General features: G+C 67.9%; 12 protein-coding genes. 5 read left to right on the top strand and 7 right to left on the bottom strand.

Annotation, left to right across the window (positions count from 1 at the left end; all coding sequences use genetic code 11):
• Positions 1-10: 10 nt before the first annotated feature.
• Together Q0833_RS11500 and Q0833_RS11495 are read right to left on the bottom strand one after the other, a co-directional pair.
• Entirely contained in the window at positions 11-793 is a 783-nt protein-coding gene (locus Q0833_RS11500; protein ID WP_298434332.1) for a Bax inhibitor-1/YccA family protein, read from the bottom strand.
• Positions 794-952: 159 nt separating this feature from the next.
• On the bottom strand, positions 953-1,918 hold the full coding sequence (locus Q0833_RS11495) for an NADPH:quinone oxidoreductase family protein (RefSeq protein WP_298434329.1): 966 nt from the start codon (positions 1,916-1,918) through the stop codon (positions 953-955).
• Between the two features lie 181 nt (positions 1,919-2,099).
• Here Q0833_RS11495 and Q0833_RS11490 point away from each other — a divergent pair, with 181 nt between their 5' ends.
• The 3 genes from Q0833_RS11490 to Q0833_RS11480 all read left to right on the top strand — a co-directional run bounded on the left by Q0833_RS11490 (position 2,100) and on the right by Q0833_RS11480 (position 4,642).
• On the top strand, positions 2,100-2,459 hold the full coding sequence (locus tag Q0833_RS11490) for a helix-turn-helix transcriptional regulator (RefSeq protein ID WP_298434326.1): 360 nt from the start codon (positions 2,100-2,102) through the stop codon (positions 2,457-2,459).
• A gap of 64 nt (positions 2,460-2,523) precedes the next feature.
• Positions 2,524-3,315, top strand: a complete 792-nt coding sequence (hisN, locus tag Q0833_RS11485) for a histidinol-phosphatase (protein WP_298434323.1) — start codon at positions 2,524-2,526, stop codon at positions 3,313-3,315.
• Complete coding sequence (locus Q0833_RS11480) at positions 3,308-4,642, top strand: 8-oxoguanine deaminase (protein ID WP_298434320.1); 1,335 nt, start codon at positions 3,308-3,310, stop codon at positions 4,640-4,642. Before hisN ends, Q0833_RS11480 begins: the two co-directional genes overlap by 8 nt.
• Before the next feature lie 4 nt (positions 4,643-4,646).
• On the opposite strand, the gene Q0833_RS11475 is transcribed toward Q0833_RS11480, so the two are convergent.
• From Q0833_RS11475 to carB, 5 genes are all read right to left on the bottom strand, one after another.
• Complete coding sequence (locus Q0833_RS11475) at positions 4,647-5,249, bottom strand: thymidine kinase (RefSeq protein ID WP_298434317.1); 603 nt, start codon at positions 5,247-5,249, stop codon at positions 4,647-4,649.
• 1 nt (position 5,250) lies between these two features.
• Entirely contained in the window at positions 5,251-6,360 is a 1,110-nt protein-coding gene (locus Q0833_RS11470) for a beta-ketoacyl-ACP synthase III (protein ID WP_298434314.1), read from the bottom strand.
• 114 nt (positions 6,361-6,474) lie between these two features.
• Entirely contained in the window at positions 6,475-7,002 is a 528-nt protein-coding gene (locus Q0833_RS11465) for a DUF2726 domain-containing protein (RefSeq protein ID WP_298434311.1), read from the bottom strand.
• A 149-nt stretch (positions 7,003-7,151) separates the two neighbouring features.
• Entirely contained in the window at positions 7,152-7,733 is a 582-nt protein-coding gene (locus Q0833_RS11460; protein ID WP_298434306.1) for a hypothetical protein, read from the bottom strand.
• A 237-nt stretch (positions 7,734-7,970) separates the two neighbouring features.
• Positions 7,971-11,288 (bottom strand): carbamoyl-phosphate synthase large subunit, encoded by a 3,318-nt coding sequence (gene carB, locus Q0833_RS11455; protein ID WP_298434303.1) that lies wholly within the window; start codon positions 11,286-11,288, stop codon positions 7,971-7,973.
• Between the two features lie 168 nt (positions 11,289-11,456).
• On the opposite strand from carB, the gene Q0833_RS11450 reads away from it, so the two are divergent.
• Positions 11,457-12,149, top strand: coding sequence for an HAD-IA family hydrolase (locus Q0833_RS11450; protein WP_298434300.1), 693 nt, complete (start codon positions 11,457-11,459; stop codon positions 12,147-12,149).
• 87 nt (positions 12,150-12,236) lie between these two features.
• On the top strand, positions 12,237-14,009 hold the full coding sequence (gene aspS / locus Q0833_RS11445; protein WP_298434297.1) for an aspartate--tRNA ligase: 1,773 nt from the start codon (positions 12,237-12,239) through the stop codon (positions 14,007-14,009).
• Positions 14,010-14,032 lie beyond the last annotated feature (23 nt).

Raw genomic sequence — 14,032 nt, 5'->3', positions numbered from 1 at the left:
GTGCGACAGGTCACTCGCGGTTGCCGAGGAACTGCAGCAGGAACATGAACATATTGATGAAGTCGAGATAGAGACGCAGCGCGCCCATGATCGCCGACTTCCCAAGCCATTCCTGATCGCCATGCGCGGCATGGGCGATGTACTCGTTCTTGATCGACTGCGTGTCGTAGGCCGTCAGACCCGCGAAGATCAGAACACCGATCGCCGAGATCGCGAAGGCCAGCGCCGACGAGGCGAGGAAGATGTTGATGACCATCGCCGCGATCAGGCCGATCACGCCCATGATGAGGAACGTGCCCATGCCGGACAGGTCCTTCTTGGTCGTGTAGCCGTAGAGGCTGAGACCCGCGAAGGCGATCGACGTCACGAGGAACGTGCTGATGATCGACGTGCCGGTGAACACGAGGAAGATCGAGCTGATCGACAGGCCCATGACGGCGGCGAAGCCGTAGAACGCGACCTGCGCCGTGGCAGCCGACATCCGGTTGATCATCGCCGAGAGGCCGAACACGAAGATCAGCGGCGCGAACATGATCAGCCACTTGAGCGGCGACGCGTAAAGCGAATAGCCCAGCTGCGTCACGTAGGTGTCGGCGTTCAGCTGTGCGACAGCAGCAGACGGGTCTGTCGTGACCGCGAGGCCGGAAATGGCCCAAGCGGCCGCGAACGTGATGAGCATGCCCACGGACATCGTGCCGTAGACCTTGTTCATATGGGCGCGGAGGCCCTGATCGATCTCCGCGGCCTGTGCGCCGGAAATCGTGCCGGTCCGCAGGGCGTCGAATTGTGCCATGGAACTCCTCCAAGGGTGAAAACCATGGAAACCCGCGAATTGGACGGGTTTCCTCGTGTTGAGATATTGGCGGCGCGCGTGACCATTTCAAGGCGGAATGGCCCGCCATTCCGGCGATTTCGATTGATTTTCTCTATCGAACGGGTGGCAAGAACCCGATCATCGACCCATCGTGACCACGACCTTGCCCGTCGACCGCCGCGCCCGCAGCAACTCCAGCCCCTCGGCGGTGCGCGCCAGCGGCAGGCTGTGGCTGACATGGGGGCGCAGCTCGCCGTGGCTCCACATCTCGAAAAGCGCCTCGATGCTGGTGCGGATCACCTCGGGTTTCACCGCGAGATAGCCGCCCCAATACATGCCCAGAAGGTCGATATTCTTGACCAGAAGGTGGTTCGCCTTGACCTGCGGAACCTCGCCGCTGGCAAAGCCGATCACCAGAATGCGGCCATCCGCGTTGGTGGCCCGGAACGCGGCCTTGAACGCGGCGCCACCGACCGCGTCATAGACGACGTCCGCGCCGCCCAGGGCCAAGATCCGGTCGCGCAGGTCCGGCGCGTCGCCGTCGATCAGGTGATGCGCCCCATGCGCGCGCGCGACGGCCAGCTTCTCGTCGCCCCGCGCCACCGCGACGACTTCGGCCCCCATCTTCGCGCCCAGCTCCACCGCCGTCAGCCCGACGCCGCCGGCGGCCCCCAGCACGACCAGCCGTTCGCCCGGTTGCAGTCGTGCCTTGTGGGTCAGCGCGACATGGCTCGTGGAATAGGCGACGATGAAGCTTGCCGCGATGTCGGACGGCATGTCGTCCGGCACGGCGACGCAGCGCGCCGCGGGAAAGCACCCCGCCTCGGCCAATCCGCCCGACCCGCCGAACACCGCGACCCGCGTCCCGACCGCCGGCGCATCGACGCCCGGCCCATGGGCCGTGACCGTGCCGCAGACCTCCATGCCGGGTGCGAAGGGCAGGGCGGGCGTGTCCTGATACGTCCCCTTGATCATCAGGAGATCCGCGAAGTTCAGCGCGCAGGCCTCGATCGCCAGCGCCACCTCGCCGGGGCCGGGGGTCGGTGCGTCCACCTCGGTCACGGCCGGTTGGGTCTGATGGTCGGTCACGAGATAGGCGCGCATCGGTCTCTCCTCTTCAAGGGTCGCCCCCCCTGCTGCCCTGCCGGGTGCCGCGCCGCAACCGTGACGCGACCGGAGCAGTTTGGCGTGCCTGCGACGGTTTGCCCCCGACCGCGCGTGAACGAATATCGACCGACCCGCGTTCGGCCCTAAGTGAAAGGCACGACACCGAGGGAGGACGACCATGAAGCATCCCGTCGACGTCCATGTGGGCAAGCGTGTGCGGCACCGCCGTTGGGTGATCGGAATGACCCAGCAGCAGCTGGCCGAACATGTCGGCATCAAGTTCCAGCAGATCCAGAAATACGAGACCGGGATGAACCGCATTTCCGCCTCGCGCCTCTGGGAGATCGCGCATGCGATGGAGGTGCCGGTCGAGCATTTCTTCGAGGGGTTCGACAACGGGGATGCGAAGGCCAAGGGCCAGGACATCCTCAGCGACCGCGAGGCGCTGGAGCTGATCCGCGCCTATTACGCCGTCCCCGAAGCGCAGCGCCGCCGGCTCTTCGACCTCGCCCGCGTGATGTCGGACGCCGCCGCCTGACACCGGCTTGACCGGGCGCGCGCCCTCGTGTCACCCCCGAGGCGAGGATGCGTGGGGTGCGGGCATGGCGGACGATTTCGAGACCTTCGCCCCCGTGGCCGAGGCATTGGCCGACGCGGCCCGCATCGTCACGCTCGAACATTTCCGAACGCCGCTCGAGGTCGCGAGCAAGGGCGACCGCTTCGACCCGGTAACCGTCGCCGACCGCGCCGCCGAGGCCGCCATGCGCGACATCCTCGCCCGGCTGCGCCCCGACGACGCCATCCTGGGCGAGGAGGCGGGGGCGAAGGCGGGCACCACCGGCTGGACCTGGGTGCTCGACCCGATCGACGGCACACGCGGCTTCATCTCGGGCACGCCGACCTGGGGCGTATTGGTGGGTCTGCGCGATGCGGACGGCCCGCGGCTGGGGATTGTCGACCAGCCCTTCACCGGCGAGCGGTTCTTCGGCGCAAGTTTCGGGGCTTCGGTCGCGCATTGGACGCGCGGGGACGAGCGTCAAAAGCTGCGCGTCCGCGCCACCGCCGACCTCGCCGATGCGACCATCCTCACGACGTTCCCCGAAGTCGGCACCGCGGCCGAGGGCGCCGCCTTCGCCCGCGTGGCCCGGCACTGCCGCCTGACGCGCTATGGCATGGATTGCTACGGCTACGCCCTGCTGGCCGCCGGTCATGTCGATCTCGTCATCGAGGCCGGGCTTCAGGCCTACGACATCCTCGCCCCGATGGCGCTGGTGCAGGCGGCGGGCGGCATCGTCACCGACTGGCAGGGTGGCCCGGCGCAGGATGGCGGCACCGCCATCGCCGCCGCCACGCCCGCGCTCCACGCCGCGGCGCTCGACCTCCTGAATGGCTGAGACGCTGATCCGGGGTGCTGCGCGCATCCGCGCCATGACCGACGCGCCGGACCCGGCCGACGGCACCGACATCCTGATCCGCGACGGCATCATCGCAGCCATCGGCCCGTCCCTCGAAACGCGGGGCGAGATCGTGGACGCGGCCCGCTGCGTCGTCACGCCGGGCCTCGTCAACACCCATCACCACCTCTACCAGACGCTGACCCGCGCCGTGCCCGCCGGGCAGGACGCGCGTCTCTTCGGCTGGCTCAAGGCGCTCTACCCGATCTGGGCGCGCTTCACGCCCGACCACATGCATGTCGCGACGCAGCTGGGCCTGGCGGAGCTGGCGCTGTCGGGCTGCACGACATCCTCGGACCACCTGTATCTCTTCCCGAATGGCGCACGGCTCAACGACACGATCCATGCCGCGTCCGAGATCGGGCTGCGCTTCCACCCGACCCGCGGGTCCATGTCCATCGGCGAGAGCGATGGCGGCCTGCCGCCCGACACGCTGGTCGAACGCGAAGCCGCGATTCTCGATGATTGCATCCGCGTGGTCGACGCCTTCCACGACCCCGCGCCGGGGTCGATGTGCCGCGTGGGCCTCGCCCCCTGCTCGCCCTTTTCGGTCAGTCGCGAGCTGATGCGCGACACCGCCATCCTCGCCCGCGACAAGGGCGTGCGCCTGCACACCCATCTGGCCGAGAACGACGAGGACGTCGCCTATTCGCTCGACCGGTTCGGGTGCCGGCCGGGGCAATATGCCGAGGACCTCGGCTGGACTGGCGACGATGTCTGGCACGCCCATTGTGTCAAGCTCGACGCCGCCGAGATCGCGCTCTTCGCCCGCACGGTCACCGGGGTCGCGCATTGTCCCTGCTCGAACTGCCGCCTTGGTTCGGGCATCGCGCCGGTGCGCGACATGCTGGACGCGGGCGTGCCCGTGGGCCTGGGCGTGGACGGCTCGGCCTCGAACGATGCGGCCAACCTGATGGACGAGGCCCGGCAGGCGATGCTCCTGCAACGGGTCGCGCGGGGCGCAGACGCGATGTCGCCCGAGGCCACGCTCCGTGTCGCGACGCGCGGGGGCGCGCGGGTCCTGGGGCGCGACGATGTGGGTCGGATCGCGATAGGGATGCGCGCCGACCTCGCCCTCTGGCCCGTGGATGGCGTCGAGGCGGCGGGGTCGTGGGACGTGGCCGCGCTGCCGCTGGCGGGCGCGCGGCGGGTCCGGCATCTCTTCGTGGAGGGGCGTCAGGTCGTCCGCGACGGGGCCGTCACCACCGTCGACCTGCCGCGCCTGATCGAACGGGCCGAGACCCTCCTGCGCGACCTCATGACCTGAGCGGTCAGACCGGCATCTCCGGCGGCACGCGGTCGCCCGTCGCCTCGCGGAAATGACGCCGGCAGAGCGAGACATAGCGCTCGTTCCCGCCCACCTCGACCTGCGCGCCCTCGGTCAGCGCGCGGCCGTCCGCATCCTGACGGATCACCATCGTCGCCTTTCGTCCGCACCAGCAGATCGTTCGCACCTCGCGCATTTCGTCGGCCAGCGCCAGAAGGGCGGCGGAGCCGGGAAACAGCTCGCCCCGGAAATCCACCCGCAGCCCGTAGGCCATCACCGGCACGCCCAGATCGTCCACCGCGCGCGCCAGTTGCCAGACCTGTTCGCGGCTGAGCCACTGTGCCTCGTCCAGCAGCACGCAGGCACAGGGTCCGGCCTCGAGACGGGTGGCGATCATCGCGTAAAGGTCGCTTGTGGCGGCATAGGTATCCGCCTCGGCCTCGATGCCGATGCGGCTGGCGATCCGGCCCGTGCCCGCCCGGTCATCGAAATTCGCGGTCAGCAGATAGGTCTGCATCCCGCGTTCGATGTAGTTGTAGGACGCCTGCAGGAGCAGCGTGCTCTTGCCTGCGTTCATCGTCGAGTAATTGTAATAGAGCTTGGCCATCTCAGGTCCGCGTCACGACCACCGATCCCACCGAATAACCAGCCCCGAACGAGCAGATCAGGCCGCGGTCGCCTTCGCCCAGATCGGCCGAATGCTTGGCGAAGGCGATGATCGACCCCGCCGAGGAGGTGTTCGCGTAGTCCTGCAGGATGTTCGGCTGTTCCTCGGGCTCCGGCACGCGGCCCAGCACCTTGCGCCCGATGAAGTCGTTCATCGACTTGTTCGCCTGGTGCAGCCAAAGCCGCTTGAGGTCTTCGGCCGCGATCCCCTCGTCGGACATGTGGTCGGCGATATGGCCCGCCACCATCGGCAGCACTTCCTTGAAGACCTTCCGCCCGTTCTGCATGAACTGCATGTCGCGGCGGTCTTCCATCTGGTCATGGGTGCGCCTGAGGAAGCCATCGTTGTTGCGGATGTTGTTGGAGAATTGCGTGGCACACCGGGTGCTGTCGATTCGGAAGCCGCGCGCGTCCGGGTCGCCGTCGAGCACCAGTGCGGTGCAGACATCGCCGAAGATGAAATGGCAGTCCCGGTCGCGCCATTCGAGATGCGCCGAGCAGATCTCGGGGCAGGTCACGATCGCCCGCCGGATCGAGCCCGCGCGGATCATGTCGGCAGCCGCCTGGATGCCGAAGGTGGCGCTGGAACAGGCGACGTTCATGTCGAAGGCGAAGCCGCCGGTGCCCAGGAGGTCCTGAATCTCGATCGCGATGGCCGGATAGGCGCGTTCATGGTTCGAGGCGGCGCAGATCACCGCGTCGACCTCGGCGGCGTCGATCCCCGCCATCGCCAGCGCGTCGGTGCAGGCGGCGACCGCCATCTCGGCCATGTGACCCGGCTGGTCGTCGGGCCTGGCGGCGAGGCGGGGAAACATGCGGGTCGGGTCCAGCACGCCGTCGCGATCGAGCACGAAGCGCTGCTCGATTCCGCTGGCGGAACGGATGAACTCGGCGCTGGAATGGGGGATCGCCTCGCGCGTGCCGGCGGCGATCTCGTCCGCATGGGCGGCATTCTCGCGGTCGGCATAGGCGTTGAAGGCCACGACCAGATCGTCGTTCGTGATGATCTGCGACGGGGTGAACACGCCCGATCCGGTGATGGTGACGGGCATCTGGGTCGTCCTTTCGCGCACACGGCGCCGCGGCGTCGGGCCCGCGGCCGGGTGGCGCCCTGTCTGCCGTCGGGTCGGTCCGGCGTCAAGCGGCGCGGGGCGCGCGCCCTTGCGTCACGCGGCGCTGCGGCCGCCCCCTGTCTCGGCCAGTCGCGCGCGGATGCGGTCCTCGATCAGGTCCACCTCCTCGGCGAAATCGGGCGCGCCGCACAGCACCAGCCACGGGATCCGCGCCTGTGCGAAGGCGCGCCGCTTCAGCCGGTCGCGCCGGAGCGCGCGGTCGCGCCAGCGGTCGCCGCCCGCGCAGTCGAGGGCGAGGACTGGGCGCGCCGATCCATCGACCAGAAGGAAATCGACCCGCTTGCTGCGCAGTGCCTTGCGCAGGCTCAGGCCGCGCCCCTCGGCGCCGCCATCGATGGTGAAGACCGCCATCAGCGACACTTCGGGCGCGACATGCAGACCGTGGCGATGCGCCAGCTCGCAAAGCCGCCCGAACAGCGCCGCGCGCCCCTCATCCACCAGCGAGCGCACGCCAAGGCTGACCGATGCAAGGTCGTCGACCCCGCTCAGCCGGGCGGTGGCCGCCGACATGACGCGCCGGTCGCGGCTTCGTTGGAACGACGAGGGCAGGGCGGCGAACATGACGGGCTCCTCGGCGAATGAGACGCATTCTGCCTAGCCCCGCATTCGTTACCGAAAGATGAAGACGGGCGCCGCAACGGCCCCCGTCTTCACCCGAAGGTTAACGCCGATCGGCCAGACGGGCGCCCCCACGGCGCCCGTCCGAACCGTCAGACATGCATTGGAAGCGCCTCGCGGACGATGATCGGCATCCGGTCGTTGGCCGCAGGCGGCTCGAGATTCAGCGCGGCCGTGAGGCGGGCCCGCGTCTCGGCCCAATCCGCCCGGACGGAGACCGTCACCAGCGGCAGCCCGACGAGTGCGAGCGCATGTTGGCACACGCTGTCCCGGTAGGCCGGGCCGGGGCCCGACACCAGCGCAATGCCACAGAGCGGGAGGCCGTATTCGTCCGACAGCACGTAGTCCAGGCGACGCCCCCGCAGGATCGCCTCGACGGCCGGGTCGCCCGGCGCCTCGATGATCCCGGCGAGCGAGACCTGCGCGTGAAGCTCCAGACCCAGGCCCGCCGCGAAACGACCGAGCCGGCGCGAGATGGCCTGCCGACCGACATCGACCAGCGAGCGGATCCGGAGGCCGGACATCCGCAACCGCTCGATGGCGGAGGCGCGGGGCGGACCGTCGATCCGGTGCGCGGGAAAGGCGGGCACGTCGTCGCGCGACATGTCGCTGTAGCGGCGCAAGGCGATGCTCGTCGCGCTGATCGCCATGAGGGAAAGGCCTGTCGGGTCCATGCAACCGTTTCCTTGTTTTGGTTAATTACAGGCTGACTCCGGCATTGGGCGATGCTTGGCTGGGATTGCGACGATTGCGTGGCGGAAACGGCGATCCGGAAACCATCTTCCCGCCCGCCCATTACTGTCCACGGCGGCGCGACAAAGTGCGCGAAGTTGGGCACCCTCGCGACGTCCACGTAAATGTGAGAGGCCGTCGGCGCGCCCAATCGGGGGCCGCGCGGCGAATCGTTTCCGCTACTGGAGCGAGCGGACCTCGACATCGCCCTCGGCCGCCGCATGTATGGCGCGCGCCGCCGCATTCGCGCCCGAGAGGGTGGTGAAGTAGGGGATACGGCTCGTCAGCGCGACGTTGCGCATCGACCGCGAATCCTCGACCGCCTGCGCGCCCTCGGTGGTGTTCATCACCAGCGCGACCTCGCCGTCCTTCATCACGTCCACGACGGTGCGCCCGCCCTCATAGGCCTTGTTGACCCGCGCGGAGGCGATTCCATGCCCATCGAGGAACGCCGCCGTCCCTTCCGTCGCGAGGATGTCGAAGCCCATTTCGCGCAGGAGCCTCGCTGTCTCGACCAGCTGGTCGGTCTTGTCGGCATCCTTGATCGAGAGAAACACCGTCCCGTCCTCGGGCAGCGTCACGCCCGCGCCCATCTGCGCCTTGAGGAAGGCGCGCGCGAAGCTGCGGTCCCAACCCATCACTTCGCCGGTGGAGCGCATCTCGGGACCGAGCAGGGTGTCGACACCGGGGAAGCGTGCAAAGGGCAGCACCGCCTCCTTGACCGAGAACCACGGCGTGTCCGGATGGCTCAGCATCATCGTGTCGCCCATGGGCACATGCGCGATCTCGGCATCGGCGGGGTAGGGGTCGCGGAGCGGGAAGTTCGACAGCGGCTCGCCCGCCATGAGCCGCGCGGCGATGCTGGCGATGGCCGAATCCACGGCCTTGGCCACGAAGGGCACGGTGCGCGACGCGCGGGGGTTCACCTCGATCAGGTAGACCTCGCCATCCTTCACCGCGAATTGCACGTTCATCAGCCCGACCACGCGCAATGCCCGGGCCAGCGCCACGGTCTGTTCGCGGATCGTGGCGATCACCTCCGCCGGCAGGGTGTGGGGTGGCAGGCAGCAGGCACTGTCCCCCGAATGGACGCCCGCCTCCTCGATATGTTGCATGATCCCCGCGACATGCACGTCCGTCCCGTCCGAGAGCGCGTCCACATCCACCTCGATCGCGCCCGAGAGATAGCTGTCGAGAAGGACCGGACTGTCGCCCGACACCACGACCGCGTCGCGGATATACCGCTCCAGCTGCGCGGTATCGCGGACGATCTCCATCGCGCGACCGCCGAGGACGTAGGAGGGCCGGATGACCAGCGGATAGCCCAGATCCTCGGCCCGGAGCCGCGCCTCCGCATCCGAATGGGCGATGGCGTTCTCGGGCTGCTTCAGCCCCAGGTCGCGGACGAGCGCCGAAAAGCGCTCGCGGTCTTCGGCGAGGTCGATGGCGTCGGGCGTGGTGCCCAGGATCGGAATGCCCGCATCATGCAGCGCGTTCGCCAGCTTCAGCGGCGTCTGCCCGCCGAACTGGACGATGACGCCGTGCAGCGTGCCGTTCTCCTGCTCGACGCGCAGGATCTCCATGACGTGCTCGAAGGTCAGCGGCTCGAAATAGAGGCGGTCGGAGGTGTCGTAATCGGTGCTCACCGTCTCCGGGTTGCAGTTGATCATGATCGTCTCGTAGCCCTGGTCCGACAGCGCGAAGCAGGCGTGACAGCAGCAATAGTCGAACTCGATTCCCTGCCCGATCCGGTTCGGCCCGCCGCCCAGGATCACGACCTTCTTGGCGTCCGTCGGACGGCTCTCGCACTCGGCCTCGCCCATCACGGGCGTCTCGTAGGTCGAATACATGTAAGGCGTCTGCGCCTCGAACTCGGCGGCGCAGGTGTCGATCCGCTTGAATTGTGCAACGACCCCGAGGTTCTGGCGGGCGCGGCGCACGTTGTCCTCGGTCCGGCCGGTCAGCGTCGCGAGCCGTGCGTCGGTGAAGCCGTATTGTTTGAGGCGGCGCAGTCCGTCCTCCTCGACCGGCAGGCCGTTCGTGCGAACCTCGGCCTCCAAGTCGATGATTTCCCTGATCCGCGCCAGGAACCACGGATCGAACCGGGTCACGGCATGGATGTCGTCATCGGACAAGCCGTGCCGCATCGCCTGGGCGATGACGCGGATGCGATCCGGCGTCTGGCGCGACAGTTCGGCCTTGATCGCAGCCGGATCGTTCGAAAGTTGAATTTCGTCAAATCCGGTCAGCCCGGTCTCCATCGAAGCCAGCGCCTTCTGCATGGATTCGTGGAACGTCCGCCCGATGGCCATGACCTCGCCCACCGATTTCATCGCCGTCGTCAGCAGGGGCTCGGAGCCGGGGAATTTCTCGAAGGCGAAGCGCGGGATCTTGGTGACGACATAGTCGATGGTCGGCTCGAACGAGGCGGGCGTGACCTTGGTGATGTCGTTGTCGAGCTCGTCCAGCGTGTAGCCCACGGCCAGCTTCGCGGCGATCTTGGCGATGGGAAAGCCCGTGGCCTTCGACGCCAGCGCCGAGGAGCGCGACACCCGCGGGTTCATTTCGATCACGACCATGCGGCCATCGGCGGGGTTCACGGCCCATTGCACGTTCGATCCGCCGGTCTCGACCCCGATCTCGCGCAGGACGTTGATGCTATGGGTGCGCATCAACTGGTATTCCTTGTCCGTCAGCGTCAGCGCGGGCGCCACGGTGATCGAGTCGCCCGTATGGACGCCCATCGGGTCCACGTTCTCGATGGCGCAGACGATGATGGCGTTGTCCGCCTTGTCGCGGACCACCTCCATCTCGAATTCCTTCCATCCCAGAAGGCTTTCGTCGACGAGGATCTGGGCCATCGGCGACGCTTCCAGACCCGTGCGGCAGATCCGTTCGTAGTCGGCTCGGTTATAGGCGACGCCGCCGCCGGTCCCGCCCAGCGTGAAGGCCGGCCGGATGATCGCGGGCAGTCCGATTTCTTCCAGCGCGTCCATCGCGGTCTTCATGCCGGCGGCGATGTCGTAGCCGCGATCGGTCTTGGGCGCCGCGACGATCGTCGCCTTGGGATTCTCGATTCCCAGCCGGTCCATCGCCTCGCGGAAGAGCTTCCGGTCCTCGGCCATCTCGATGGCCGCCCGCTTGGCCCCGATCAGCTCGACGCCGAACTTCTCCAGGACGCCCATGTCGTCGAGCGCGAGTGACGTGTTCAGGCCGGTCTGGCCACCCATCGTGGGAAGCAGGGCGTCGGGCCGCTCCTTCTCGATGATCTTGGCCACGACCTCGGGCGTGATCGGCTCGATATAGGTCGCATCCGCGAGGCCCGGATCGGTCATGATCGTCGCCGGGTTCGAGTTCACGAGGATGACGCGGTAGCCTTCCTCGCGCAGCGCCTTGCACGCTTGTGCGCCGGAATAGTCGAACTCGCAGGCCTGCCCGATGACGATGGGACCCGCGCCGATGATCATGATCGACTGGATGTCGGTCCGCTTGGGCATGGGTTCCCCCCGAGTGCTGGCAAATTGGCCGTGGTCTAGGGGGGCGGGGGCGGGGGTGCAAGCCATCGCGACAGGCCATCCGCCGCCTATTTCGGGCTGCGGATGGAACCGAACGCCCCGTCACCGGTTCTTGCGACGGGCGACCACCCCAAAGACGACGAGAGAAACATGTCTGTTTCAGCCCTGCTCTTCGGCGCGATCGGAACCCTCGCCGAGACCACGGAGCTCCAGCGCCGCGCCTACAACCGTGCATTCGCCGACGCCGACCTCGACTGGGTCTGGGATCGCGACAGCTACCGCAAGCTTCTGCTGCGTCCCGGCGGGCGGGCCCGTATCGAAACCTATGCCCGCGACGCCGGGGACCCGGTCGACGCCGCCACCCTGCATGACGCCAAGATCCGCCATTTCGAGGCTCTCATCGCCAGCGAGGGCCTCGCGCCGCGCGACGGCGTGGTCGAGATGATCGCCCATTGCCGCTCCGAATCCATTGCCGTCGGCCTCGCCACGACGACGGACCGGCGGCAGGTGGACGCCATCCTCCGAGCGCTCGCCCCCGAGGTGCGCGCCGGCGATTTCGACTGGATCGGCGACCGCAGCATGGTCGAGCACCCCAAGCCCTCCCCCGACATCTACCGCCGCGCGCTGGGCGACCTGGGGGTCGACGCGGATCACGCGCTCGCCATCGAGGACACCCCCGAGAGTGCCGAGGCCGCGATCGAGGCCGGTCTCGACATCATCGGTTTCCCCGGCGCCGCCGCCGCGGAGCGGCCCTTCCAGCCCAGCGTCCTCATCGTCGAGACGCTGCGCCCGCGCCTTCTGGTGATGGGACGTGCCTCGGGGCGCAAGCTCGCCGCACAGTGACGCTCCGGCGGGACCCGGCGGTGTTGACACCTCGGGCCCGCGCGTGTCGATAGGCCCGAACGTCCCAAACCCCCCGTGGAGCCTCCGATGCACGCCTTCCGCACCCATACCTGCGCCGGTCTCACCGCCGACAACGTGGGCGAGACCGTCCGCCTCTCCGGCTGGGTGCACCGTGTCCGCGACCATGGCGGCGTGCTTTTCATCGACCTGCGCGACCATTACGGCATGACGCAGCTTCTGTGCGATCCCGACAGCCCGGTCTTCGCCGAGGTCGAGAAGGTTCGCTCGGAATGGTGCATTCGCATCGATGGCACCGTGAAAGCGCGGGATGCGGGCCTCGTGAACCCCAAGATCCCCACGGGCGAGATCGAGGTCTTCATCCGCGACCTCGAGGTGCTGGGGAAGGCCGACGAGCTGCCGCTGATGGTGTTCGGCGACCAGGAATACCCCGAGGAGACGCGCCTCAAGTACCGCTTCCTGGACCTGCGCCGCGAGCAGATGCAGAAGAACATGATCCTGCGCTCGAACGTCGTGCGCTCCATCCGTGAGCGGATGTGGTCGAAGGGCTTCAACGAGTTCCAGACCCCGATCATCACCGCGTCGTCCCCCGAGGGCGCGCGCGACTTCATCGTCCCCTCGCGTCTGCATCCGGGCCGCGTCTACGCGCTGCCGCAGGCGCCGCAGCAGTTCAAGCAGCTCCTGATGGTGTCGGGGTTCGACAAGTACTATCAGATCGCGCCGTGCTTCCGCGACGAGGACCCCCGCGCCGACCGCTCGCCGACCGATTTCTACCAGCTCGACATGGAGATGAGCTTCGTCTCGCAACAGGATGTATTCGATACGATTCAGCCGGTGATCGCGGGGCTCTTCGAAGAGTTCGGCGGCGGGCGCACGGTCGATGCGGACTGGCCACTCATCTCCTACCGCGATGCCGCGCTGAAGTACGGAACGGACAAGCCCGACCTGCGTAACCCGATCGAGATGCAGGTCGTGTCCGAGCATTTCGCGGGCTCCGGCTTCGCCATCTTCGCCTCGCTCCTCGAGAAGGACGGCACCGAGATTCGCGCCATCCCCGCCCCCACGGGCGGGTCGCGCAAGTTCTGCGACCGGATGAACAAGTTCGCCCAGGAGCAGGGCCTGCCGGGCATGGGGTACATCTTCTGGCGTGACCAGGGCGACGGCCTCGAAGCCGCTGGCCCCCTCGCCAAGAACATCGGACCCGAGCGCACGGAGGCGATCCGTCAGCAACTGGGCTTGGGCGTCGGCGACGCGGCCTTCTTCCTGGGCGGCAAGCCCTCGGACTTCGAAGCCGTCGCGGGACGGGCGCGGACGGTAATCGGCGACGAGCTGGGCCTGACGGACAAGGACCGCTTCGCCTTCGCGTGGATCGTCGATTTCCCGATGTACGAGGCCGATGACGACGGCAAGATCGACTTCAGCCACAATCCCTTCTCCATGCCGCAGGGCGGGATGGAGGCGCTGGAGGGCGATCCGCTCGACGTTCTCGGCTATCAGTACGACCTCGCCTGCAACGGCTACGAACTGGTCTCGGGCGCGATCCGGAACCACCGCCCCGAGATCATGTTCCGGGCCTTCGAGCTGGCCGGTTACGGCGAGGACGAGGTCCGCAAGCGCTTCGGCGGCATGGTCAAGGCGTTCCAGTACGGCGCGCCGCCCCATGGCGGCTGTGCGGCCGGGATCGACCGCATCGTCATGCTTCTCGCGGACGAGGCGAATATCCGCGAGGTCATCCTCTTCCCGATGAACCAGCGCGCCGAAGACCTGATGATGGGCGCCCCGTCCGAGCCGCTGCCGGGCCAGCTGGCGGAACTCGGCCTGCGCCGAATGCCGACAGATTGAACGAACCCTGTGATCGGCGGCCT

The sequence above is a fragment of the uncultured Jannaschia sp. genome, from assembly GCF_947503795.1.
Classification (GTDB): Bacteria; Pseudomonadota; Alphaproteobacteria; order Rhodobacterales; family Rhodobacteraceae; genus Jannaschia.
Note: the sequence above shows the minus strand (reverse complement) of the source record. Positions and strands in the feature narration are given on the sequence as shown.

Excerpts from the sequence above, each read along its gene's own strand:
- Q0833_RS11500 (WP_298434332.1), bottom strand. The coding sequence starts at position 793 with ATGGCACAATTCGACGCCCTGCGGACCGGCACGATTTCCGGCGCACAG.
- Q0833_RS11495 (WP_298434329.1), bottom strand. The coding sequence starts at position 1,918 with ATGCGCGCCTATCTCGTGACCGACCATCAGACCCAACCGGCCGTGACC.
- Q0833_RS11490 (WP_298434326.1), top strand. The coding sequence starts at position 2,100 with ATGAAGCATCCCGTCGACGTCCATGTGGGCAAGCGTGTGCGGCACCGC.
- hisN (WP_298434323.1), top strand. The coding sequence starts at position 2,524 with ATGGCGGACGATTTCGAGACCTTCGCCCCCGTGGCCGAGGCATTGGCC.
- Q0833_RS11480 (WP_298434320.1), top strand. The coding sequence starts at position 3,308 with ATGGCTGAGACGCTGATCCGGGGTGCTGCGCGCATCCGCGCCATGACC.
- Q0833_RS11475 (WP_298434317.1), bottom strand. The coding sequence starts at position 5,249 with ATGGCCAAGCTCTATTACAATTACTCGACGATGAACGCAGGCAAGAGC.
- Q0833_RS11470 (WP_298434314.1), bottom strand. The coding sequence starts at position 6,360 with ATGCCCGTCACCATCACCGGATCGGGCGTGTTCACCCCGTCGCAGATC.
- Q0833_RS11465 (WP_298434311.1), bottom strand. The coding sequence starts at position 7,002 with ATGTTCGCCGCCCTGCCCTCGTCGTTCCAACGAAGCCGCGACCGGCGC.
- Q0833_RS11460 (WP_298434306.1), bottom strand. The coding sequence starts at position 7,733 with ATGGACCCGACAGGCCTTTCCCTCATGGCGATCAGCGCGACGAGCATC.
- carB (WP_298434303.1), bottom strand. The coding sequence starts at position 11,288 with ATGCCCAAGCGGACCGACATCCAGTCGATCATGATCATCGGCGCGGGT.
- Q0833_RS11450 (WP_298434300.1), top strand. The coding sequence starts at position 11,457 with ATGTCTGTTTCAGCCCTGCTCTTCGGCGCGATCGGAACCCTCGCCGAG.
- aspS (WP_298434297.1), top strand. The coding sequence starts at position 12,237 with ATGCACGCCTTCCGCACCCATACCTGCGCCGGTCTCACCGCCGACAAC.